The organism is Agrobacterium sp. rho-8.1, from assembly GCF_033957725.1.
Classification (GTDB): Bacteria; Pseudomonadota; Alphaproteobacteria; order Rhizobiales; family Rhizobiaceae; genus Agrobacterium.
Genome location: NZ_CP192788.1, coordinates 810,812 through 832,106, shown reverse-complemented (window position 1 = coordinate 832,106; position 21,295 = coordinate 810,812). Strand labels below are relative to the sequence as shown.

General features: G+C 57.6%; 17 protein-coding genes. 12 read left to right on the top strand and 5 right to left on the bottom strand.

All coding sequences use genetic code 11. The features are described from left to right. Position 1: 1 nt before the first annotated feature. Entirely contained in the window at positions 2 to 1,666 is a 1,665-nt protein-coding gene (locus RMR21_RS04145) for an electron transfer flavoprotein-ubiquinone oxidoreductase (protein ID WP_498669455.1), read from the bottom strand. Positions 1,667 to 2,019: 353 nt separating this feature from the next. Between RMR21_RS04145 and RMR21_RS04140 the strand changes: the two genes are divergently transcribed. The 4 genes from RMR21_RS04140 to RMR21_RS04125 all read left to right on the top strand — a co-directional run bounded on the left by RMR21_RS04140 (position 2,020) and on the right by RMR21_RS04125 (position 5,367). Continuing rightward, complete coding sequence (locus RMR21_RS04140) at positions 2,020 to 2,808, top strand: SDR family oxidoreductase (protein ID WP_498669454.1); 789 nt, start codon at positions 2,020 to 2,022, stop codon at positions 2,806 to 2,808. 178 nt (positions 2,809 to 2,986) lie between these two features. Continuing rightward, the gene (locus RMR21_RS04135) at positions 2,987 to 3,940 is read left to right on the top strand and encodes a hypothetical protein (protein ID WP_498669453.1); all 954 of its coding nucleotides are present in this window, start codon (positions 2,987 to 2,989) and stop codon (positions 3,938 to 3,940) included. Between the two features lie 151 nt (positions 3,941 to 4,091). Next, entirely contained in the window at positions 4,092 to 5,084 is a 993-nt protein-coding gene (locus tag RMR21_RS04130) for a hypothetical protein (RefSeq protein ID WP_498669452.1), read from the top strand. A gap of 79 nt (positions 5,085 to 5,163) precedes the next feature. Beyond that, a complete protein-coding gene (locus tag RMR21_RS04125; protein ID WP_498669451.1) occupies positions 5,164 to 5,367 on the top strand; it encodes a hypothetical protein in 204 nt (67 codons plus the stop codon). Between the two features lie 3 nt (positions 5,368 to 5,370). Here RMR21_RS04125 and blaOXA read toward each other — a convergent pair whose 3' ends face one another. Further along, complete coding sequence (gene blaOXA / locus RMR21_RS04120) at positions 5,371 to 6,186, bottom strand: class D beta-lactamase (RefSeq protein WP_498669450.1); 816 nt, start codon at positions 6,184 to 6,186, stop codon at positions 5,371 to 5,373. A 105-nt stretch (positions 6,187 to 6,291) separates the two neighbouring features. Here blaOXA and RMR21_RS04115 point away from each other — a divergent pair, with 105 nt between their 5' ends. The 5 genes from RMR21_RS04115 to RMR21_RS04095 all read left to right on the top strand — a co-directional run bounded on the left by RMR21_RS04115 (position 6,292) and on the right by RMR21_RS04095 (position 10,998). After that, a complete protein-coding gene (locus tag RMR21_RS04115; RefSeq protein WP_498669449.1) occupies positions 6,292 to 7,188 on the top strand; it encodes a LysR family transcriptional regulator in 897 nt (298 codons plus the stop codon). Between the two features lie 141 nt (positions 7,189 to 7,329). After that, entirely contained in the window at positions 7,330 to 8,622 is a 1,293-nt protein-coding gene (locus RMR21_RS04110; protein ID WP_498669448.1) for an Hsp70 family protein, read from the top strand. Positions 8,623 to 8,665: 43 nt separating this feature from the next. Beyond that, positions 8,666 to 9,541: a uracil-DNA glycosylase gene (locus RMR21_RS04105; RefSeq protein WP_498669447.1), complete on the top strand. Its 876-nt coding sequence runs from the start codon at positions 8,666 to 8,668 to the stop codon at positions 9,539 to 9,541. 150 nt (positions 9,542 to 9,691) lie between these two features. Next, positions 9,692 to 9,880, top strand: a complete 189-nt coding sequence (locus RMR21_RS04100; protein WP_174152483.1) for a hypothetical protein — start codon at positions 9,692 to 9,694, stop codon at positions 9,878 to 9,880. 200 nt (positions 9,881 to 10,080) lie between these two features. Continuing rightward, the gene (locus RMR21_RS04095) at positions 10,081 to 10,998 is read left to right on the top strand and encodes a hypothetical protein (protein WP_498669446.1); all 918 of its coding nucleotides are present in this window, start codon (positions 10,081 to 10,083) and stop codon (positions 10,996 to 10,998) included. Positions 10,999 to 11,028: 30 nt separating this feature from the next. Here RMR21_RS04095 and RMR21_RS04090 read toward each other — a convergent pair whose 3' ends face one another. Beyond that, a complete protein-coding gene (locus RMR21_RS04090; protein ID WP_498669445.1) occupies positions 11,029 to 11,886 on the bottom strand; it encodes a hypothetical protein in 858 nt (285 codons plus the stop codon). A 273-nt stretch (positions 11,887 to 12,159) separates the two neighbouring features. After that, on the bottom strand, positions 12,160 to 13,098 hold the full coding sequence (locus RMR21_RS04085) for a DMT family transporter (RefSeq protein WP_498669444.1): 939 nt from the start codon (positions 13,096 to 13,098) through the stop codon (positions 12,160 to 12,162). A gap of 385 nt (positions 13,099 to 13,483) precedes the next feature. On the opposite strand from RMR21_RS04085, the gene RMR21_RS04080 reads away from it, so the two are divergent. The 3 genes from RMR21_RS04080 to RMR21_RS04070 all read left to right on the top strand — a co-directional run bounded on the left by RMR21_RS04080 (position 13,484) and on the right by RMR21_RS04070 (position 20,085). Continuing rightward, positions 13,484 to 14,593, top strand: a complete 1,110-nt coding sequence (locus RMR21_RS04080) for a methyl-accepting chemotaxis protein (protein ID WP_498669443.1) — start codon at positions 13,484 to 13,486, stop codon at positions 14,591 to 14,593. Between the two features lie 304 nt (positions 14,594 to 14,897). After that, complete coding sequence (pepN, locus tag RMR21_RS04075) at positions 14,898 to 17,546, top strand: aminopeptidase N (RefSeq protein WP_498669441.1); 2,649 nt, start codon at positions 14,898 to 14,900, stop codon at positions 17,544 to 17,546. A gap of 184 nt (positions 17,547 to 17,730) precedes the next feature. Beyond that, a complete protein-coding gene (locus RMR21_RS04070; protein WP_498669440.1) occupies positions 17,731 to 20,085 on the top strand; it encodes a PAS domain-containing sensor histidine kinase in 2,355 nt (784 codons plus the stop codon). A gap of 66 nt (positions 20,086 to 20,151) precedes the next feature. On the opposite strand, the gene RMR21_RS04065 is transcribed toward RMR21_RS04070, so the two are convergent. Next, positions 20,152 to 21,270 (bottom strand): metallophosphoesterase, encoded by a 1,119-nt coding sequence (locus RMR21_RS04065; protein WP_498669439.1) that lies wholly within the window; start codon positions 21,268 to 21,270, stop codon positions 20,152 to 20,154. Positions 21,271 to 21,295: the final 25 nt, after the last annotated feature.

Below are 21,295 nucleotides of genomic sequence, written 5' to 3'. Positions count from 1 at the left end.
GTTACATGTTGGCGTATACGGGCCCTTCACCGCCCTGCGGCGGCACCCAGTTGATGTTCTGGTTGGGGTCCTTGATGTCGCAGGTTTTGCAATGAACGCAGTTTTGCGCGTTGATGACATAGGTCGGCTCTCCGTCCGTCTCCACCCACTCATAAACACCGGCGGGACAGTAGCGTGTTGAGGGACCGGCATAGACATCGTGTTCGGAACGCTTCTGCAAATCCATGTCCTTCACCTGAAGATGCACCGGCTGGTCTTCCTCGTGGTTGGTGGAGGAAATGAACACCGATGACAGGCGGTCGAAGGTCAGGACACCGTCGGGCTTGGGGTAAGCAATCGGCTTGTGGAATTTCGCTGGCTCCAGGCTCTGTGCATCCGTCTTGCCGTGTTTCAGCGTGCCGAACAGGGAAAGGCCGAGGAGCTGGTTGGTCCACATATCCAGCCCACCAAGTGCCACACCGATTGCCGTGCCGAACTTCGACCATAGCGGCTTGACGTTGCGAACCCGCTTCAAATCCTTACCGATGTCACTGTCGCGCCATTCGTTTTCGATCTCGATCACTTCATCGTTCGCGCGGCCCGCCGCGATGGCGTCCGCCAGTTGGTCTGCCGCCATCATGCCGGACAAGACGGCATTATGACTGCCCTTGATGCGCGGCACGTTGACGAAACCGGCCGAACAGCCGATCAGCGCGCCGCCGGGGAAGGTCAGTTTCGGCACCGACTGGTAGCCGCCTTCGGTAATCGCACGCGCGCCATAGGACAAACGCTTGCCGCCTTCGAAGGTCGGCGCGATCGCCGGATGCGTCTTGTAACGCTGGAATTCCTCGAAGGGGTAGAGATACGGGTTCTTGTAGTTCAGATGCACCACGAAGCCGACAGCCACGAGGTTATCTTCCAGATGGTAGAGAAAAGAACCGCCACCGGTCTTCATGCCAAGCGGCCAGCCGAAGGAGTGCTGCACGAGTCCTGGCCTATGGTTTTCCGGCTTGACCTGCCACAGTTCCTTGATGCCGATACCGAATTTCTGGACATCGCTGTCCCTGGACAGGTCGAATTTCTGGATCAACTGCTTGGCCAGCGAGCCGCGCACGCCCTCGCCGATCAGCACATATTTGCCGTGCAGTTCCATACCCCGCGTAAAGGCCGGTCCGGGCTCGCCATTGCGCTCCACGCCCATATCGCCAGTCGCGACCCCGATGACAGCGCCTTCGTCGTTATAAAGCACTTCCGTGGCAGCAAAGCCGGGGTAGATTTCAACGCCCAGTGCCTCCGCCTTTTCCGCCAGCCAGCGACAGACGAGACCCAGCGAGACGATGTAGTTGCCATGGTTGTTCATCAAGGGCGGCATGGCGAAGTTGGGAAGGCGGATCGAACCCGCCGGGCCGAGCAGCAGGAACTGGTCGTCCTTCACTTCCGTCTTGAAGGGATGCCCCTCCTCTTCGCGCCAACCGGGCAACAGGCGGTCTATGCCAATGGGATCGACAACGGCACCGGAGACGATATGCGCGCCAACTTCCGAGCCTTTTTCCAGCACGACGACGGAAAGATCGGGATTGACCTGCTTCAGCCGTATCGCCGCTGACAGGCCAGCAGGGCCAGCGCCCACGATCACAACGTCGAATTCCATCGATTCGCGTTCCGGCAGTTCCATCGCGTCCGTCATCTTCATCCTCTCAGCCCGCCGGTCCCATCCGGCGATATTTTTCTAACGTGCCAGCAGCAGCGGGGTTCAATTCCACTCACGCTGCTGCCCTTCTCTTTCAAGCAATTGTCTCAATCTTCTCGCAAAGCGCAAAGCCATTGTCGAGATCGAACTGCGGCAAATCCTGTGCGCGCCTATGACATTGCTGCGCGCACTGGTAATATCTTACTTTTACGTTCACGTAAATTATCGGGATTCCGTGGAACGTCAAGGCTCACGGACGGGATCGTCCGTCGTAGAAATAATCACCGTCGCCGCCTTCAAAACCCTGCCACTGCCGCCTATAACCAGACACCATCATCAGGAGGAACCCCATGGATTTCGGCATTTCCGGCAAACGCGCACTTGTTCTGGCATCGTCGCGTGGCCTTGGCCTTGGCATTGCAACAGCGTTGGCCACAGAGGGTGCGCATGTGCTGCTCGTCGGCCGCACGGTTGAGAAACTGGCCGCGAACGTCGAGGCCATCAATGCGCTGGGCAAGGGCAAGGCAGATTGGGTCGAGGGCGATCTTTCACAGGCGAATTTCGTTGCCTCCATGGTCGAAGCCGTGCAAGCGAAGCTGGGTGGCATCGATATCCTTGTCAACAATACCGGTGGCCCCACCCCCGGCACGGCCCAGGATATCACCGTAGAGAAGCTTGAGACTTTCTTCCAGTCGATGGTTCTTCGCGTCATTGCGCTGACCGGCACCTTCCTGCCGCAGATGAAGGAGCAAGGCTGGGGCCGTATCCTCACCGTCGCGTCGTCAGGCGTGTTCGAGCCCATCCCCAATCTGGCGCTTTCAAACACCCTGCGCGGTGCGCTGGTGGGCTGGAACAAGACGCTGGCAACGGAGATCGCCGGTTCTGGCATCACCGCAAACATGCTGCTTCCGGGCCGCATTCACACGGACCGCATCGATGAGCTGGATGGTGCCAATGCCAAACGGCTCGGCAAGAGCGTCGAAGAGGTGCGCGAGGCATCGCTGAAGACCATTCCGGCCGGTCGCCTGGGCAAGGTCGAAGAATTTGCCGCAGCCGGAGCCTTCCTGTGCTCGCAGCCCGCCAGCTACATCACAGGCACCATGCTGCGCGTGGATGGCGGAGCGTCGAAGTCCATCTGACGACAGGCACAATCCAACGCCTGCCTGGCCTCAGCCGGGCGGGCCGCCGTTGCTTCCCGGCCAGGGACTAGCTGTCATGGCACGAGCTGGCTACACAACGTCCACACAAGCTTGACCGCCTACCTCAAGCGTCATGGAGCCAACCGATGCCTTGGCTCCTAGAGTCGCGAGGGGATCCATGCACACCATCATTTTGGCGAGATACAACGAAGCTCTTGAATGGATCGTGGATATCCCTGCGGATTTTCGGGTCATCATTTACAACAAGGGTCAGGAGATCACCTCGCCAACGGTGCTTGCCCGTGCGGACGAAATCGTGGCCCGACCAAATGTCGGACGCGAGTCCGAGACTTACCTTCACCACATGAGAACGCGTGCGACGGACGATCGCTATTTTACCGTGTTTTCGCAAGGTGACCCGATGACCCACAGCCCAGATTTCATCGACATCTTGAGAAACTGGCGCAGATGGGATGATGTGCAGGCGCTGTCGTGGCAGTGGCTGGCAGACCGGAACATCCCGCCATCGGCACAACTTGACAGATATCATGAATATTTCCCGCTGCACCTTCGCGTTCGGCCTGAAACATTTTCCCTTTTCGATTGGGTCGCACTCGAATTCACCGATGTCGGTGCGTGGAATATGGGCCTCGTCTACAAAACGATCCAGGGCATCTCCCCCAACACCAGCAATATCGCGGCGCACGCCTTGCGCGCCTGGAAGCTGGACGCGCTGGCAGATGAAGCCGACCGTCACACCGCGGGTGTCTTTTCCTACGGCGCAATCTTTGCCGTCCGCAACACATATGTTGCAGGGCTGCCGGAGGTGTCCAAGGATGCGATGTACGACTTCTCGGTGGGAACAGCCGCCTGCAACGGCTATATTCTGGAGCGCATGTGGCTGCACATTTTCGGTACCGGCTTTTACCGCCGCGTCCCGTTCATGGACCAGCATGCCAGCGCGCTGAATTTACCCGGAGCCGATGACGAATCCCGCGCCGGTATCGCAAATCTCGTTTTGAACCTTGTGGATCACGGCATGTCCATGAGCGACGTCGCAAACTTCGTGCAGGACGCCATGCGCGAGCGGTTGGAGGCGCTGAAATCAGGCAATGACCAGAGCGCAGGCTAACGCGCGATCATCACAGTCAATGATTATTCACCATAATTGGTAATGCGTGTTGATACCTTGGCATTTGATTAAAATGTGATGATGCGAATGCACTGATTTTTGGGGGGCTGTGATTTAGCTGAGTGGCCAACATCAACTTTGGCGCACCCCCATGTTAGAAGCACTCTTCCCACCCAGAACGACACCGGCAGCGAGCAGCTCTAGCGGGCAATCGTCAGGCAGCACGTCTGCAAGCAGTACATCCGGCACGACAACGAGCAGCGGTTCCTCGTCCTCCACCCCGTCTAGCCAGAGCACGACCCAGCCTGCTGCCAGCACGCCCACCACGGCTGAAGACAAGGATACCGACGACGGCACCTATTCGCCAGCGCCGACGCAATCTTCGACCAGCCCCACACAGACCAGCTCCAGCGCGCAATCCTCCGGCACCGAGCCTGCAGGCACCTCGTCTGACGCGACGCCAGCCAGTGACTCCTCTCCTGCCCCTACGCAACCAGCGACAAGCGAAACTCAGCCTGTCGATGGCCAGCCGACAACCGACGAAACCGCGCCGTCACCCGCGTCTGCCCAATCTCCATCAGAATCCACCGGGGACGCGGACGAGCAACCGGTGGCATCGGCACCGATTGAAGACACCGCGCCTGAACCGGTCGACACACCGGAGCCGTCGCAACCCGCTGATTCCGAGCCTGTGGCAAAAGAGCAGACAGCAGGCAATGACAATGATGCTGAAGCTGGGCAATCCATGCCGGTCGAGGACGGCACCACCGGTTCGTCCGCGCCTGTTCAAGGCAACAACGGTTCTGTGCCTCAGCCCGCCGCCCCGTCGACATCGGTTGCCTCCGCACCCGTGGCGGTACGGCCGCCGACATCGCCAGATCGTCCGGTTCGCACCGAGAAAACCTTTCAAATCGACGCGGTAGAGACCAGATCCGCCCTGCGCCGTCTCGCCGATGAAGAAGAGGCCGCAGCGGACGTTGCCCGCAGCCGTGCTGCCGAGGTGCAGAAAGACCGCATCCTTCGCGGACTTCTCGATGCCATCGTCAACACGGACCCGGCCGTTACCAAGAGCACGCTGCTCGCCGACACAGAAACGGAAGAGCCGCAGGCAAGCCTGGTCGAGACGTATTACGCAGAAGCCTGATCGGAACATCCGAATCGAATGGCAATCGAAACCTCTTCGGGATAAACTCCGAAGAGGTTTTTTCCCATCGAGGCACATCATGCAGATACTTCGGATTGTTCTGACCATAATCGGTGCGCTGGTGGCCCTGATTGGCCTCGTCTGGATCGGGCAGGGCAGCGGTTACTTCCCCTACCCCGCCTCTAGCTTCATGATCAACCAAAGCCCGTGGATGTTGCGCGGCGCGCTGGTGCTCGTCGCAGGCCTCGTGGTCATCTGGGCGTCGCGACGCTTTATCCGCTGACGCTTACTTTACCAGCTTCGGCAGGTCTGCAATCAGCGCGTCACGTGTGGCAAAGCTGATCGGCTCCTCGCTTTTCCAGTCCTGAATGTTCAGCTTGGCAAAGACGACTTGCCTGTCGCCCTTCTGTGCCCAGCCCACAAACCAACCGAGCCAGGAATCGCCATCAACCTTACCCGCCCTGGTGCGCATGCGGCCAGAACCCGTCTTGCCCTGCACCTTCCAGCCATCAGTGGCGGCAAATTGGGGGATGATGGCCATGGTCTTTTCGGATGCAGCCTTGGAGACAGGCAGCTTGCCCAAAAGGAAACGGCGCAGGAAATCCACCTGCTGGTCGCCGGATATCGCCAGAGATGACATCAACCACGCCTCGGTCAGCCCATCCGAGCGCCCCTTCACGCCGCGCACGTCGGCGTTGCCATAATCGAAGCGGCGGACATAATCGGCGAATTTCTGTTCGCCGAGCCGCCGCGTGATTTCCTGCGAGTACCATACAATGGAATCCCGCTCCCAAATGGTTGGATCGACGGACTTCTGATCCCGCTTGGGCTTTTTCCACTCAGCCTTGTAATCCCAACGGGGTGTTGTCTCGTCCTTCAAAATTCCCGCATCGTAGCCTATGATGGCCAAAGGCAGCTTGAAGGTGGATTGGGGAGCGAAAGCCTTGTCGCACGCGCCTTCGCGGTGCAGCGCCTCACCCGTTTTGACGTCCAGAATAACCGCGCATTGTACCGTTTCAGCCGCATATGCATGAGAAATCCCCCCACAACTGATTGCAAAGACTGAACAAACAATGAAATTGATACGTCGGCCTGCCGTCATAGAAACTCTCCATCTGGTTGTGTTGCCGCTGTTGTAGTCCAGCCTGTCGCGGCGCGACAAATGATGATATCTGGTTTCAGGCATGAATTTTAATTGGTCTTATCGATGGTTCGCCCGCATCTTCCCCTCAACGCGCTGCGCGCCTTCGAAGCCGCTGCACGACATCTCAGCTTCACACGCGCGGCCATTGAGCTGTGCGTCACGCAAACTGTCATCAGCCACCAGGTCAAGCTGCTGGAACAAAAGCTTGGCGTGGAACTGTTCCGGCGTTTGCCGCGCGGTTTGATGATTACCGAAGACGGGCTTGCGCTTTTGCCGACGCTGCGCGCGTCGTTCGACACCATGGCCGATATGCTGCAGCGTTTCGAGGAAGGACATCTGCGCGATGTGCTGACACTGGGGGCCGTCGGCACCTTTGCCGTCGGATGGCTGTTGCCGAGGCTGGGCGCATTTCAGGCGCGCTATCCCTTCATCGACATCAGGCTTTCCACCAACAACAACCGCGTCGATATCGCCGCAGAGGGTCTGGATTACGCCATCCGCTTCGGCAATGGCGCGTGGCACGACACCAATGCCGAAGAGCTGTTTGCCGCACCGCATTCGGCGCTGTGCATTCCAACCATTGCGCGGCAGTTGACCGCGCCGCAGGATATCGCTGCCCAGCCGCTCCTACGATCCTACCGCATGGACGAATGGCCGGAATGGTTCGAGGCGGCCGGTGTCTCCGCTCCGAAAATTCGCGGTATCGTGTTCGATTCGTCGGTTCTGATGATCGAGGCCGCGTTGCAGGGTGCAGGCGTTGCGCTCGCCCCGCCACTGATGTTCAGCCGACAACTGTCGTCCGGTGCGCTGGAGCAGCCTTTCCCGGTCTATGTCTCCAAAGGGTGCTACTGGCTGACGCGGCTGAAATCGCGGCCGGTGACACCCGCTATGGCCACGTTCGCGGCATGGCTCATGGAAGAATCCGAGCTGACCCGGGCAGCCCAAGGGTCAAAAAATTGACCTGTCCGGGTTGCCATGCGCCAGCCAGCATGCAATGACCCGCCCTTCTCAAAAATCACCGATGCCATGGGCATCCTGACTGACGGGCATGAGCATGCCTCGGCCCATTTCGACCTGTCCAAAGAACCAAGGAATTTCGCGATGACACGGACACTCGGCCTCGATTTCGGCACGACCAACACGGTCATGGCACTTTCCGACAGCGGTACGGACAGCCATTCAATGCGCTTTACCAGCAGCGCTGGAACCGCAGACAGCATGCGAACGGCCCTGTCGTTTATGAAGGACCGGACCATGGGGGCGGCAGCGCTTCACGTCGAGGCGGGCCATGCCGCTATTCAGCAGTTCATTGACAATCCGGGTGACTGCCGCTTTCTGCAGTCCATCAAGACCTTTGCTGCATCCTCGCTGTTTCAGGGCACGCTGGTTTTTGCAAAGCGCCAGAGCTTCGAGGATTTGATGGAGGTCTTTCTGCGAAAGCTGAAGTCCTATGCAGGCGATGAGTGGCCCAGCGATATATCGAGCGTCATTGCCGGTCGGCCTGTGCGTTTTGCCGGTGCCAATCCCGATGAAGCGCTGGCACTGGCCCGCTACAACGACGCACTGACCCGCGCCGGTTTTCCGGAAATCCACTACGTCTATGAGCCCGTTGCCGCCGCCTATTATTTCGCTCAGAGTCTGAAGAAGGACGCCAATGTTCTCGTTGCCGATTTCGGCGGCGGCACCACCGACTATTCGCTCATCCGGTTCGAAACCGATGGCGGCAAGCTCTCCGCTACCCCTATCGGTCACTCGGGCGTCGGCGTCGCAGGAGACCACTTCGACTTCCGCATGATCGACAATCTGGTCTCGCCAGAGATCGGCAAGGGCAGCAAGTTCAAGAGTTTCGATAAGGTATTGGACGTTCCGGGCGGGTACTATGTCAATTTCGGGCGCTGGAACCAGCTATCCATCTTCAAGACCACCAAGGAATTTGCCGACCTGAAATCTCTGGTGCGCTCCGCGCTGGAGCCGGAAAAGCTGGAAATGTTCGTCGAACTTGTCGAGCATGACGAAGGTTATCCGCTCTATCAGGCCATTTCCGCCACCAAGATGGCGCTGTCGTCGCATGAAGAAGCAGAGTTCAATTTCTCGCCGCTGGGCAAAGCCGGTCGCAAGACGGTCAAGCGCTCGGATTTCGACCACTGGATCAGCGACGATCTGGCCAAGATCGAAGGCGCGCTGGATGAGGTGCTGGAGAAAACCCAGACCGCACCTGAAGCCATAGACAAGGTGTTTCTGACCGGTGGCACATCGTTTGTGCCCGCCGTGCGCCAGCTCTTCACACGCCGTTTCGATGCGGACAAGATCGAAACAGGCGGCGAATTGCTGTCGATTGCCCATGGCCTGGCGATGATCGGCGAAAGCGGCGACATTGGGCGCTGGACAGCGTGATGACGGGGTTTCGCGCATCGGACAGATAGGGTAGCTTCAAGCCATGATCTCGGTGCAGGACCTTTCCACGGCAGAACTGGCGGCGCTTTTGCATTTTCATGCGGATGCGGGCGTGGACTGGCTGCTGGAAGACAGTCCGCTGGATCGTTTCGCGGAGTTTGCGGCCAGCCGCCAGAACCGCCCGGCTCAACGTGAGGCGCAGCCTCAGCAACAGCAGAATGAAGCACCGCAGCGCCCCGCACAGCAGGCGAAAATGCCGACGCGCGGCGCCCCGCCCGCAGCACCCGCCATTCAGACCAATGTCGCGATGCCCGACGATCAGGCGATCGCGGCGGCTCGCTTCGCAGCTGAAGCAGCCCGCTCTCTACCGGAACTCAAGACCGCGCTGGAAAGCTTCAACGGCTGCAATCTGAAAAACAGCGCTCGAAACACGATTTTTGCCGAGGGCGACCCCTCTTCCGGCATCATGGTCATCGGCCCCATGCCGGATGCGGATGATGATCGGGAGGGCCAGCTGTATGTCGGCAAGACCGGCTTGCTTCTCGACCGGATGCTTGCGGCCATTGGGCTTAACCGCGCCCAGCTTCTGCTGACCAACGTCGTTCCATGGCGCCCGCCCGGCAACCGCTCTCCCTCCAATGCCGAAATGGAGATCTGCCGCCCCTTCATCGAGAGACAGGTGGCACTGGCTGAGCCCAAAATACTGTTGCTTTTGGGCAACTTCACCGCCCGTTTTTTCTTTGGCGGCACAGGAACGATCCATACATTGCGCGGACAGTGGCGTGATGTCGCATCCGGCCATGGTATCGTGCCTGCCATCGCCACGCTGCATCCTCAGGAACTTTTGAACGCACCCGCCAGTAAGCCATTGGCCTGGCAAGATTTATTGGCGTTTCAGTCGCGTATTCGCGATATGTGAACGCTTCCTTTTTGAGCAGTGTGAATCAATTATGAAGAAAGCCATGCAAATGGCGCATAACAGCGGCGCGCTTGCGTTTCTTGCCGAATCTCTACCGCACTGCAATAAGTCATCTCGTCTTGGGAGGAAAAGGTTTAAGGAACCAAGGCAATGACCACTCGCTTCCGTCCGGTTCACTCCGGCTTTGAAACACTCCGGCTCGCAGGCCTTGGCCCGCGCTCCAGCAATGGCTACCACCGCTTTGGTGGAACCAACGAACAGCTGACCGCTCGTGCATCGGCACAGCAGGTTCGTACGACACGTCCATCGGCAGTCTTCGCGGATTTCCGCGAGCGCTGAGACGATAGTTTCAAGGCTTGACCTCGAAGACTTTATGACCCGACGCTTCGCAGCGCCTTTCCGACGGAGAGGCGCTTTTGCGTTTTGGTCCGGCCCTGTCTCGTGCCGCAGCGCTCGTCTTGATTTTTCAACACCTGGCTTGTACTCAGCCCCGCTGATACGAATTTTAAAACAGTGTTCCTTGTTGAAAGATGGCGCGCATGACATTCGACATGAGCCTGCATGAAAGCGGTCCGATCAAGAAGAAAAGACATTCTTGGTACTGGCGAGGCGTGATCTTCCACTCCGCGCTTCTTTCGTCCATTTCCACGACGTTCAACAACGATGCCCTCGACCGGTACAAAGCATCCATCGATCTCAATTTTCAACAGGACATCAGTGGTCAGGATGTCATTCTCGTGGCCTGTGACGAGGCTTACTTCTGGCGATTTGCCGTCTCCTTCATCCAATCTCTGTCGATGATAAAGGATAGGTTTTACGTCCATCTGCATCTCATTCGACCCAATCGCGATGTGCTTGACCAGATCGAACGTCTGCGCAATGAGTTGCCGAACGTTATCTTGAGCGTCAGTGCAGATCCGCTGACAGGGCTGACTTTGCCGAAGCGGGTGAACATCTACTATAACAGCGCGCGCTTCATTGTTGCAGACCAACTGCTCAATCAAGGCGTGGCTCGACTGCTGATCTTGGATGTCGATACGATTGCAAAGACATCGCCCTGGCAGAAAATCGAAAATATGAAAAGCGAAGGTGCCTTCAGCTTCCGTCCGCATACGCGCAAGCCATGGCACAGGATCCTCGCGAACGCGGTCTATTATAGCAATTCAGATGCCGTACGCCGATTTTCCAGACGTTTTGCAACAACGCTTCTTGCGGTCCTCGCGAAAAACCCCGCATACCACATCGACCAGATCATACCGCATTACCTTTTGAAGATCGGGTCTCGCCAGTTCGGACAGGTTTTCGGCGATATTCCGGCTGACCTCATAAGCCTCGATTACGATCCAAAGGCCAGTTTGTGGACTGCTAAGGGAGCAGACAAGTCCTCGTCCAAATTTCTGCATGAGAAGAGCAAGGTGGACGCGGCCTTTTCGTCTGACGTGTCTGACACAGTCTAAAGCATGAGCTTGAATTAAAGACCCGAACTATTAAGGCAACGTCACTGGCGACGCGTCGCGTGCGTCCAAAAACGCATCGTTCACGTAGATGAACTTGATGGCCTGCCAGGTGCAATACTCATCCAGAAAATCTCTGGAAAACCACATGCCGCTGCGCAGGCTGTCGTCATGCCAGCCCATCGTGCCCTGCTCGGCAGCCTTGTTGAGCAGGCGCTGAAGATGGGTGCGCGACATCATGAACTCACCGGCCATGGCGCGCGCATCGACAAAGCCGATATCGATGCGGTCGGTTTCGCGGTCGGCGTCTTCTATGCGGCTGATGAATTCGTCCATCACCAATGCGCCAGCTTCGGTCCATAGGAACAGGCCAACGCGCGCTGGTGGCTCGACCCAATCCTTGTGGAATATGCAGTTGCGCGCGGCCTGCGGCTGCGCCAGCGCCAGAAGCTCAGGCTGCGCCATCATCGTCACGGCGCGCGTTCCGCCATCCATCCCATCCAGTGCCGCGAGGTTTGCGACATACCACATCAGCATTGTCTGTTCACTAATCTGCGACGCCCTGTAGCGGCGCGGACGCACCGTCGCGGGGCCGACCTTTTCGACATAGCGGTAGATTTCAAGCTGATCGAGATAGTTCTGGACGGTGTTGCGGCTGGCGATCCCGTTCTCCGTCACCAGTTCGCGCAATTGCGCCACCGTGAACCCGCGCGGCGCAGTCTCCAGACTGAGCGCCATGCCAGCCTGAGTCATCAACCATTTCTGGTGTGCAGACAACAGCCGGGCGATCCTCGGATTGTCGTTGTAGGCAGCGCGAAGATTGCGCGCGAGCCCTCTTATCGCCCCGAGCAATTTCGGATGCGCGACAAGTTCGGCATGGGAATACCTCATGGCTCCCCCCGAAATAAAGCTGGTTTGCCGTCAGCAGACTGGCGAATGATCACCACTCTATCGTCTTCCCGCTGTGCATATGCGCCATATCCGGCGGTCTGCCACGCGCAAACAGGCCTTCCGCGTTTTACCCCAAACACGATGCGCCACCCCAAATTGACCCTTACCGAACCGCTGGATATCACATTCGCGCCCAAATTGAACAAAGGTTTAATAAAAAACTAGCGTTTCAGTATTTTGTCATAATACGAAAGACTTTGACGCTCACGGCGCTCAACCCTGCGGTGTGGATGCTTTTCTTGCGGCTTTGCGGGCCAGACCCAGTCGGTGCTCACGGAAAATGATGAATATCCCTGCGCTTACCACAATTGCGGTGCCAATCAACATGCTGGCAGTGGGAATGTCGCCGAACAAAACATATGACACAGCTATACCGAACAGGATCGAACTGTATTCGAACGGCGCAATGGTAGAGACCTCCGCGTGGCGATAGCTTTCGGTCAGCAAAATCTGGGCAATACCGCCAGCGATGCCGCAGGAGATCAACAGTATCGCCTGCTTCAGATCGAGCCCTTCCCAATCGAAAGGCAGGCTGAGAGCCGACAGCAACGCGCCGGTTAGCGAGAAATAGAGCACGATCGTTGCTGTCTTTTCGGTCACGACCAGTTGGCGCACCTGCACCATGGCCAGTCCGCCGAGGACGGCACCCGCCAGCACTGCCAAGGCGCCGATCCCCTCACCTGCCGCAAAACCGCCCTGTTGCAACAGCGTCAGCTTCGGCCACAAAATGATGACCACGCCCGTCATCCCGATCAGCACCGCAGACCAGCGATAGACACGCACCTGTTCTCCCAACAGCAGGGACGCAAAGACAACCGCCATCAAGGGCGAGGCATAGCCGATCGCTATGAACTCCGGCAGAGGCAGCAAGGTCAGCCCGTAAAAGCCGCACGCCATGGAAAGAACGCCAAGGCATCCGCGTTTGAAATGGCCGGATATATTCTTCGTATAAAGCGCGCTTGAAAGACTGCGTAGCCAAGCGAGGTAGATGACGATGGGAACGATGGCGAAGGCGGAGCGGAAAAAGCTGATCTGTCCCGCAGGAATATCCGGCCCGGCCGCCTTGATGCATGTCTGCATGACCAGAAAGAACGCAACGGAAATCAATTTGAAGCTTATGCCCCGGATGGGGTTATAGGCGGCGGCACTCATTGGAAACTGACACTTGTGGGCCCACGCGGGCGTGAGCCGGTTTCATCTCACAGGGCCACGAACTGACGCTGCACTTCATAGAACATGGCTATCAGATATTTTTACCGATTCTGACAGAAACTCAAGATTGCGTGTTCGTTACATCGCTTTTCATCCGACCGCGCGCCCAAAAGCCAACAGCGACATGAAAAGTGCTTTAAATATATGCAAATGATGTATTGAGCAGCAGACAATAAACAATCGCCCCTCTACTTATGACAACTTGAAGAAACCGAATATTAACCAGACTATATTCTAAATGATGTCTATCGGGTCCACGGTTTTCGATCCCGACGATGAGAAAACGATACCCTGTTAACCTTCATTCAGAACAGACGATACGCTTATGAAACCAGCCTTGAAGACACTGGGAAAAGACGCGTTGCCACCGGCAACGCCCCGCAGCATGCGTATCGTGACAGACGGAATGTCGAACGATCTGCGGCAGTTCAGCACGGATAATACCCATATCGTCAAGCAGATCCGTTTGCTGGCCATCAATGCCCTCATCGAAGCGGCACGGGCGGGTGAAGCGGGCAAAGGTTTCTCCGTCGTCGCAAATGAGGTGCAGCGTCTGGCACAGATCGCATCGGACATTTCCTCAACCTTCGAACAGAATGTCTTGAGCCGCATCGGCCTCAGCCGCGATATGGCAGAGGCGTTGGTAGAAGAGATGGAGGGCGTGCGCCTGATGGACATGGCCCAGACGCTGGTCCAGCTCATTGTGCGCAACCTGTTTGAACGCACCGCCGACGTGCGATGGTGGGCAACCGATACAGCTCTTTGGCAGGCACTGCAGAGCACCGACAAGGCAGATGCCGCCTTCGCGTCCGAGCGCCTCGGCGTTATTTCCCGCTTCTATACGGTTTACATCGACCTCGTGATGACCGACCGTCGCGGCGTGGTGATTGCGTCTGCCAATCCGCGCTACAAATCCGGCCTGATCGGCCGCAACATGACGCTGGAACCCTGGTTTATCGCCGCCTCGCAGTGCCGCAGTGGTGACGAATACATCGTTGATCAGGTCAAAAGCAGCCCTCTGCATGATGACCGGGATGTTCTCGTCTACGCCACCGGCATTCGAGAAGGTGGCAAGAATGATGGCGCCCTGCTTGGAACACTCGGCGTTTATTTCGACTGGCAGGAACAAGGTCGCGCCATTGTCGAAAAGGAGGCGAATCTACCGCCGCCGGTGGCCGAACGCACCGTGGTCCTTTTGCTGGATGGTGACATGCGCGTCATTGCCAGCAGCGATCCCGCTCTGCGCTTAACCAGCTATCCCCTTAAAAACCTCGGAAATGCCATGCGTGGAAGTTACTATGTGGGCGGCGCAATCGTCGCCTTTGCCAAGACCTTCGGCTACGAGGACTACGACGGTCTGGGCTGGTACGGTGTCGTCATCCAGCAAACGGAGAGCGAAGAGGCAATTCGCACAAGCCTCGGACTGAAAACGTAAACGCGGCTGGTCCCAAGATCAGAACGCCAAAGACGTTTAACGAAATTGCTAACCAATCGACGATTTTATCGTAATATAATTCTGAAGCGGCCATAATTTCAGTAATCGTTCAACATTTAATGGAATGATGTGCCAATGCGAGACACAGTCATTGGTGACAATTGAACCGTTCGTCTGGTAAAAAATACGCGGGACATCATGTTTTGCGAGTTGCACATGAACGTGACCGACTTCAATTCGACTTTCAGGTGGCATGCGGCATGAAACCTGAGATGTGGCAGACAAGGTTCATTCAGGAATAGTCATGCGAACAGACACGGGCCAGATCGTTCACCTGGCGGATTATCGCCCCACAGATTTCGTTCTCGAACGAGTTGACCTCACCTTCGAACTCGATCCTCAAAACACCAAGGTCGAAGCGCGACTGATTTTCCATCGGCGCGAAGGTGCCGATACATCAGCGCCGCTCGTTCTGGATGGCGATGAGTTGACACTCTCAGGCCTGTTGCTGGACCAGATCGACATTCCCGCTGCGCAGTACGACGTGACACCGGACAGCCTGACGATCCGCGATCTTCCAACGGATATTCCGTTCGAAATCTGCGTGACGAACTACATCAACCCGGAAACCAACACGCAGTTGATGGGGCTTTACCGCACAAACGGTGTCTATTGCACCCAGTGTGAAGCCGAAGGTTTCCGCCGGATCACCTATTTCCCCGATCGCCCCGACGTTCTGGCGCCTTATACGATCACCATCATCGCGGCGAAAGAAGGCAATACCTTCCTGCTGTCCAACGGCAATTTCCTCGGCGGCGGCAATTACGACGAAGGCCGTCATTTCGCTGCCTGGTTCGATCCACATCCGAAACCAAGTTATCTGTTTGCGCTGGTCGCGGGCGATCTGGGTCTTATCGAAGACACCTTCACCACCATGTCCGGTCGTGACGTCGCGCTTAAAATCTATGTCGAGCATGGCAAGGAGCCGCGCGCAGCCTATGCGATGGATGCGCTCAAGCGCTCCATAAAATGGGACGAAGAGCGCTTCGGTCGCGAATACGATCTGGATATCTTCATGATCGTTGCCGTCTCGGATTTCAACATGGGCGCGATGGAGAACAAAGGCCTCAACGTCTTCAACGACAAATATGTTCTGGCCGACCCCGAAACCGCGACAGATGCCGATTATGCCAATATCGAGCGTATCATCGCGCATGAATATTTTCACAACTGGACCGGCAATCGCATCACCTGCCGCGACTGGTTTCAGCTATGCCTCAAGGAAGGCCTGACGGTTTACCGTGATCAGGAGTTTTCTTCCGACATGCGTTCGCGCCCCGTGAAGCGTATTGCCGATGTGCGCCATCTGAAATCTGAACAGTTCCCGGAAGACGGTGGCCCGCTGGCGCATCCACCGCGTCCCGACAAATACCGCGAAATCAACAACTTCTATACGACGACCGTCTATGAGAAGGGCGCCGAGATTACCGGCATGATCGCCACCATCTTGGGTGTCGACGATTTCCGCAAGGGCATGGACCTCTATTTCGAACGTCACGATGGCGACGCGTCCACTGTCGAGGACTTCATCACGTGCTTCGAAGAGGCGAGCGGCCGCGATCTCCAGCAGTTCTTCCGCTGGTACATTCAGGCTGGCACACCGCTCGTCAGCGCCTCTACGGCCTATGACGCGGCAACGTCGACCTTCACGCTTTCGCTGGAACAGACCGTTCCGGCAACGCCCGGCCAGACCAGCAAGCAGACCCTCCACATTCCACTGTCCATCGCGCTCATTCTCGACAACGGCCAGATTGCCGAACCGTCGAAAGTCGAGGGCGGCGAGTACCGGGATGGCGTGCTGCACCTGACGGAACGCAGCCAGACATTCACGTTTTCCGGCATTGCCTCGCGTCCGGTGCTGTCGATCAATCGCAGTTTTTCTGCCCCGATCAATCTGCATCTGGAGCAATCCACTGACGACATGGTGCAGATTGCCCGTCACGACACGGATATGTTCTCGCGCTGGCAGGCTCTGGCGACGATTGCCATGCCGAACCTCATCAAAGCGACGCAGGCGATCTTGAACGGCACCGAGCCGCAGTTCGACGAAGCTTTCACCGCAGCCCTGATCGACACCGCCGGCGATGACAGTCTTGAACCGGCATTCCGCGCTCAGACGCTCGGGCTGCCAAGCGAAGCGGACGTCGCCCGTGAAATCGGTCGCAACAATGATCCGGACGCCATCCACACAGCACGCAACGCCGCCATGGCGGCGATTTCCAGGGCAGGCATCGAGACCTTCAAGTCGTTGTTCACAGCTTTAGAGGATAAGGGGCCTTACTCTCCCGATGCCGAAAGTGCCGGCCGCCGGTCGCTGCGCAACATCGCCATGGGCTATCTGTCCTTCGCCGAGCCGACACCGGAGCGCGCTTTTGCTGCATTCTCCGCCGCCACCAACATGACCGATCTTGCCCATGCGCTCAGCGTTTTGACGCAACGCTTCCCCGACACGACAGAGGCCGCGCAGGCTCTTGCGACATTCGAAAGCCGCTTTGCAGACAACGCACTGGTGCTCGACAAATGGCTGTCCATTCAGGCCGCCATGCCAGGTGAAGGAGCGCTTGGCCGCATCCAGTCGCTGACAAGCTCGAAGCACTTCATCGCCACCAATCCGAACCGCGTCCGCTCCCTCATCGGAACGTTCGCCTTCGGAAACCCGACCGGCTTCAACCGGGCCGATGGCGAAGCCTACCGGTTCCTTGCGGAACAGATCGTCAGCATCGACAAACGCAACCCGCAGCTTGCCGCGCGCATCCTCACCTCCATGCGCTCATGGCGCTCCCTGGAGCCTGTGAGAGCCGACCACGCACGCGCAGCACTCACAACGATCGAACGCACTCCGGCGCTGTCCACGGACGTTCGTGATATCGTGGAACGCGTGCTAAAGGCTTGACATTGCGTCATTCTGGCGACTTGCAGCGAGTCGCCAGATCTGTCCCAAAAAAATACGGAGTCGGTTCAAAGGGTTAAAAGTCTTTTAACCACAAGCTCTGGACAAGCCGAATCAGCTTTGATTCACTGGTGTCAGATTCGAGCAGCGGCGCTTCGAACGACAAGAGGGACATCAAGGCGGGACAATGACGAACGTGCGGCGGGCGACTGCGGGCGATGATAGCTCGTATGCCAAAATAAGCGATGTAGCTGCATGGGGAGAAAAGTTTTCTGGTCTTATGGTGGGAATTGCCACTTGGCCAAAGAGCGGACTTCAGTTGCCCCAACTGGAAATGCTGCTGAAGCGGCTGATACCTGTTCTCATTCTGGCGTTTCTGATCGTTGTTGCGGCTTCGCGCATGCTGGGCATCATGGCGGAATCAGAACGTATGGAAGGGTCTGCGCGCCAAGCGACAGCACTCTCAGCCCTTGCTGCAAGGGCAGCGCTCATCAGCGACGCGACAGTCCCTGCCACGCAGGATCGGGTTGCAACGGAAGCGCGCCTGAACAGGGCATTCCCGGCAGGCAGTCTAAGCCAGGAGACCCTGCTTCTGGTCGCGGGCAACAATGGCATCATCTTCGCTGGCGCCGGTGGCAACACCCAAGGTTATCTTGGAACATCGCTCACGGGTCTTTTGCCGGAAATCGCCATCGTGAGACGCTTTTCAGATGCGCCTGGCACCGTCGAAACCGATATCGAAGGCACGCCGCATTACGCGACCATGCTGCCCCTCGGCGGCGATGGTGGCATGATTATCGCAGCGCGTTCACTGGAGCCGATCCGCTCCTTCTGGCGTAGCGAAGTGGCCATGAACGTGACGCTGTTCACCGGTATTTCCGCCATTCTGCTCGTCATTCTCTATGCCTATTACATGCAGGTTAAGCGGGCACGCACAGCAGACGAAATCTTTCTGGAGTCCAACCTGCGCGTCGAAACCGCGCTGTCACGCGGGCGTTGCGGCCTTTGGGATTTCGATCTCTCCACACGTCGCATGTTCTGGTCCACGTCTCTTTATGAAATTCTCGGGCTTCCGGCCAGAACCGAACCGCTATCGTTCAGCGATGCGGCCCGCATGATGCACTCGGAAGAAGGCAATCTTTACGAACTGGCCCGTTCCGTCGGCTGTGGGGAATTGCGCCAGATCGATCAGATTTTCCGCATGCGCCACGCCCACGGACATTTTGTCTGGCTGCGGGCTCGTGCCCAGGTCATTCACACGTCAGCAGGCCTTCGCGTCATCGGCATCGCCATGGACATCACCGAGCAACATCGTCTGGCCCAGCGTTACGCCGAAGCCGACCAGCGCTTGGCTGACGCGATCGAAAGCACATCGGAAGCCTTTGTGCTGTGGGACAAGAACGACAGACTGGTCATGTGCAATGCCCACTTCCAGCAAGCCTATGGCCTGCCGGACAGCGTGCTGGTCGCCGGCACGGAACGCTCCGTGGTCAACGCAGCCGCCTGCCGCCCCGTGGTGGAACGCCGTGTCGCGGATCCGGATCAGTCCGGCCTGTCACGAACCACGGAAGTGCAGCTCGCGGATGCGCGCTGGTTGCAGATCAACGAACGCCGCACCCGTGATGGCGGCCTGGTATCTGTCGGCACCAACATCACCCTGCTCAAGCGCCACGAAGAGCGCCTGCGCGATTCCGAAAAGCGTTTGATGGCAACGATCGGCGACCTCTCATCCTCGCGCCACAAGCTGGAGCGACAGAAAACCGAACTCTCCGACGCCAATGCGCTCTACCAGGCGGAAAAGGAACGTGCCGAGGCGGCGAATATCGCAAAGTCCGAATTCCTCGCCAATATGAGCCATGAGCTACGCACGCCGCTCAACGCCATTCTCGGCTTCTCCGAGATTCTCCTCAACGAAATGTTCGGCCCCGTAGGATCACCGAAATATTCGGAATATGCCCGCGATATTCACGATAGCGGCAAGCATCTGCTCCACGTCATCAATGACATCCTCGACATGTCGAAGATCGAGGCGGGTCATATGCAGATCAATTGCGAAAAGGTCGATCTGGCACCTTTGGTCGAAGAAACCCTCCGCCTCACAGCGATTCAGGCTGCGCAGAAGAATATCTCCATCCAGCAGCGCGTCTGTGAAGACATGCACATGGCGGTCGATCGTCGCGCCATGAAGCAGATCATGCTCAACCTTCTGTCCAATGCGGTGAAGTTTACCGGCGAAGGCGGTCGGGTGGAGCTTCGCACCCACGTGCATCGGAACGGCCTGATGCTGACCATCGCAGATACGGGTATCGGCATCCCTGGCACGGCCATCAACAAGATCGGTCAGCCTTTCGAACAGGTTCAGAGCCAGTACGCAAAGAGCCAGGGAGGCTCGGGGCTGGGTCTTGCCATTTCCCGCTCGCTGGTGAAGCTGCATGGCGGCACGATGAAAATCCGCTCCTGCGTGGGCAAGGGCACCGTCGTCGCATTGATGATACCGCATGCCGAGACCGTCCAGCCTCTCGCGTCTGCTTCTGCCGGCTGACAGAAAAAAGGCGGGGCTTACCCAGACAGGGTGGACCCGCCGTTTCCATCACAGATCACAGTGGCATCAGGGTGCGGGGCGAAGCGTAAAACGGGTCAGTTCCGATGGGACACCCAAACGCAGAGCAAAGCCGGGCCACAGCGCCGTACCATTGTTGACGTAGAGCTGCATGCCGCCCAACTGATAGAAACCGGACACGAACCCATTGTTTGCCTGCGCAACGAGGCTGTGGAGCCCGAACACCATGCCGCCATGTGTATGGCCGGAAAGCTGCAACGCCACACCCATTTTGGCGTTACGCGCCGCTTCCTTTGGCTGGTGATCGAGGAGAATGATCGGCGCATTCTCCGGCGCTCCGCGAAGCGCTGCGGCAAGATCGGGCGCTGGGAATGCCGTTCTGGCAGATGACAGATCGGTCACGCCTGCAATCACGATCTTTTCGCCGTTCCGCTCGATCACCGTATGTCCGTTGGCGAGCGTCGTCATGTTGAGACCCGGATAATATTTCATCCACGCGTCGTAATCGAAGAAATATTCATGGTTTCCCGGAATGGTGAAAACGCCGTCGCGCGCTTTCAGATTTGCCAGTGGCGCAATATCCGCACTTCGGGATTGAACACTGCCATCGATGAGATCGCCGGTGATGACAATGAGATCGGGGCTCAGCGCATTCGTTTTCTCCACCACGGATTTTGTCCACTCGGTCGAGAACAGTCGGCTGATGTGGAGGTCCGTCAGTTGCACCATCTGGTAGCCATCGAACGCAGGTGGCAGACCGGGGATGGCAACCTCGATGTCCTTCAGCGGTGGAACGCGAATGGCTTGGCTCACCGCAAATGCGGAAAGCCCGAGCGCGACCAGCCCCATCGCATATCGCACGCCAGGCGGGATTGCCGGGAAGTGGCCTTTAAACGGCAGCAGGATGATCGAGATGATATCGAGTGCAATCTGCATGAAGGCCAGCAGCAGCAGAACGCCCACGAGGAAGTTGAATGCGATGACCAGCGGCCGAAAAAATTCGGGAGAAAAGACCGATCCCGACGACAGACGATTGAACAAGAGGTATTGGGAGCCGATCAGAAGGATCAATGCAAGACTGGCTTTGACAGACCACAACCATGGCAACGGCTGGAGAAATCTGACGACAACCAGCAGCCACGGAATTCCGAAAATCAGATGAAACATGAATATGCCTTTGTGTTTGGTCTTG

What these genes read in the sequence shown, in the direction of transcription:
- RMR21_RS04145 (WP_498669455.1), bottom strand. Translation starts at nt 1,666, where the DNA reads ATGACGGACGCGATGGAACTGCCGGAACGCGAATCGATGGAATTCGAC.
- RMR21_RS04140 (WP_498669454.1), top strand. Translation starts at nt 2,020, where the DNA reads ATGGATTTCGGCATTTCCGGCAAACGCGCACTTGTTCTGGCATCGTCG.
- RMR21_RS04135 (WP_498669453.1), top strand. Translation starts at nt 2,987, where the DNA reads ATGCACACCATCATTTTGGCGAGATACAACGAAGCTCTTGAATGGATC.
- RMR21_RS04130 (WP_498669452.1), top strand. Translation starts at nt 4,092, where the DNA reads ATGTTAGAAGCACTCTTCCCACCCAGAACGACACCGGCAGCGAGCAGC.
- RMR21_RS04125 (WP_498669451.1), top strand. Translation starts at nt 5,164, where the DNA reads ATGCAGATACTTCGGATTGTTCTGACCATAATCGGTGCGCTGGTGGCC.
- blaOXA (WP_498669450.1), bottom strand. Translation starts at nt 6,186, where the DNA reads ATGACGGCAGGCCGACGTATCAATTTCATTGTTTGTTCAGTCTTTGCA.
- RMR21_RS04115 (WP_498669449.1), top strand. Translation starts at nt 6,292, where the DNA reads ATGGTTCGCCCGCATCTTCCCCTCAACGCGCTGCGCGCCTTCGAAGCC.
- RMR21_RS04110 (WP_498669448.1), top strand. Translation starts at nt 7,330, where the DNA reads ATGACACGGACACTCGGCCTCGATTTCGGCACGACCAACACGGTCATG.
- RMR21_RS04105 (WP_498669447.1), top strand. Translation starts at nt 8,666, where the DNA reads ATGATCTCGGTGCAGGACCTTTCCACGGCAGAACTGGCGGCGCTTTTG.
- RMR21_RS04100 (WP_174152483.1), top strand. Translation starts at nt 9,692, where the DNA reads ATGACCACTCGCTTCCGTCCGGTTCACTCCGGCTTTGAAACACTCCGG.
- RMR21_RS04095 (WP_498669446.1), top strand. Translation starts at nt 10,081, where the DNA reads ATGACATTCGACATGAGCCTGCATGAAAGCGGTCCGATCAAGAAGAAA.
- RMR21_RS04090 (WP_498669445.1), bottom strand. Translation starts at nt 11,886, where the DNA reads ATGAGGTATTCCCATGCCGAACTTGTCGCGCATCCGAAATTGCTCGGG.
- RMR21_RS04085 (WP_498669444.1), bottom strand. Translation starts at nt 13,098, where the DNA reads ATGAGTGCCGCCGCCTATAACCCCATCCGGGGCATAAGCTTCAAATTG.
- RMR21_RS04080 (WP_498669443.1), top strand. Translation starts at nt 13,484, where the DNA reads ATGAAACCAGCCTTGAAGACACTGGGAAAAGACGCGTTGCCACCGGCA.
- pepN (WP_498669441.1), top strand. Translation starts at nt 14,898, where the DNA reads ATGCGAACAGACACGGGCCAGATCGTTCACCTGGCGGATTATCGCCCC.
- RMR21_RS04070 (WP_498669440.1), top strand. Translation starts at nt 17,731, where the DNA reads ATGACGAACGTGCGGCGGGCGACTGCGGGCGATGATAGCTCGTATGCC.
- RMR21_RS04065 (WP_498669439.1), bottom strand. Translation starts at nt 21,270, where the DNA reads ATGTTTCATCTGATTTTCGGAATTCCGTGGCTGCTGGTTGTCGTCAGA.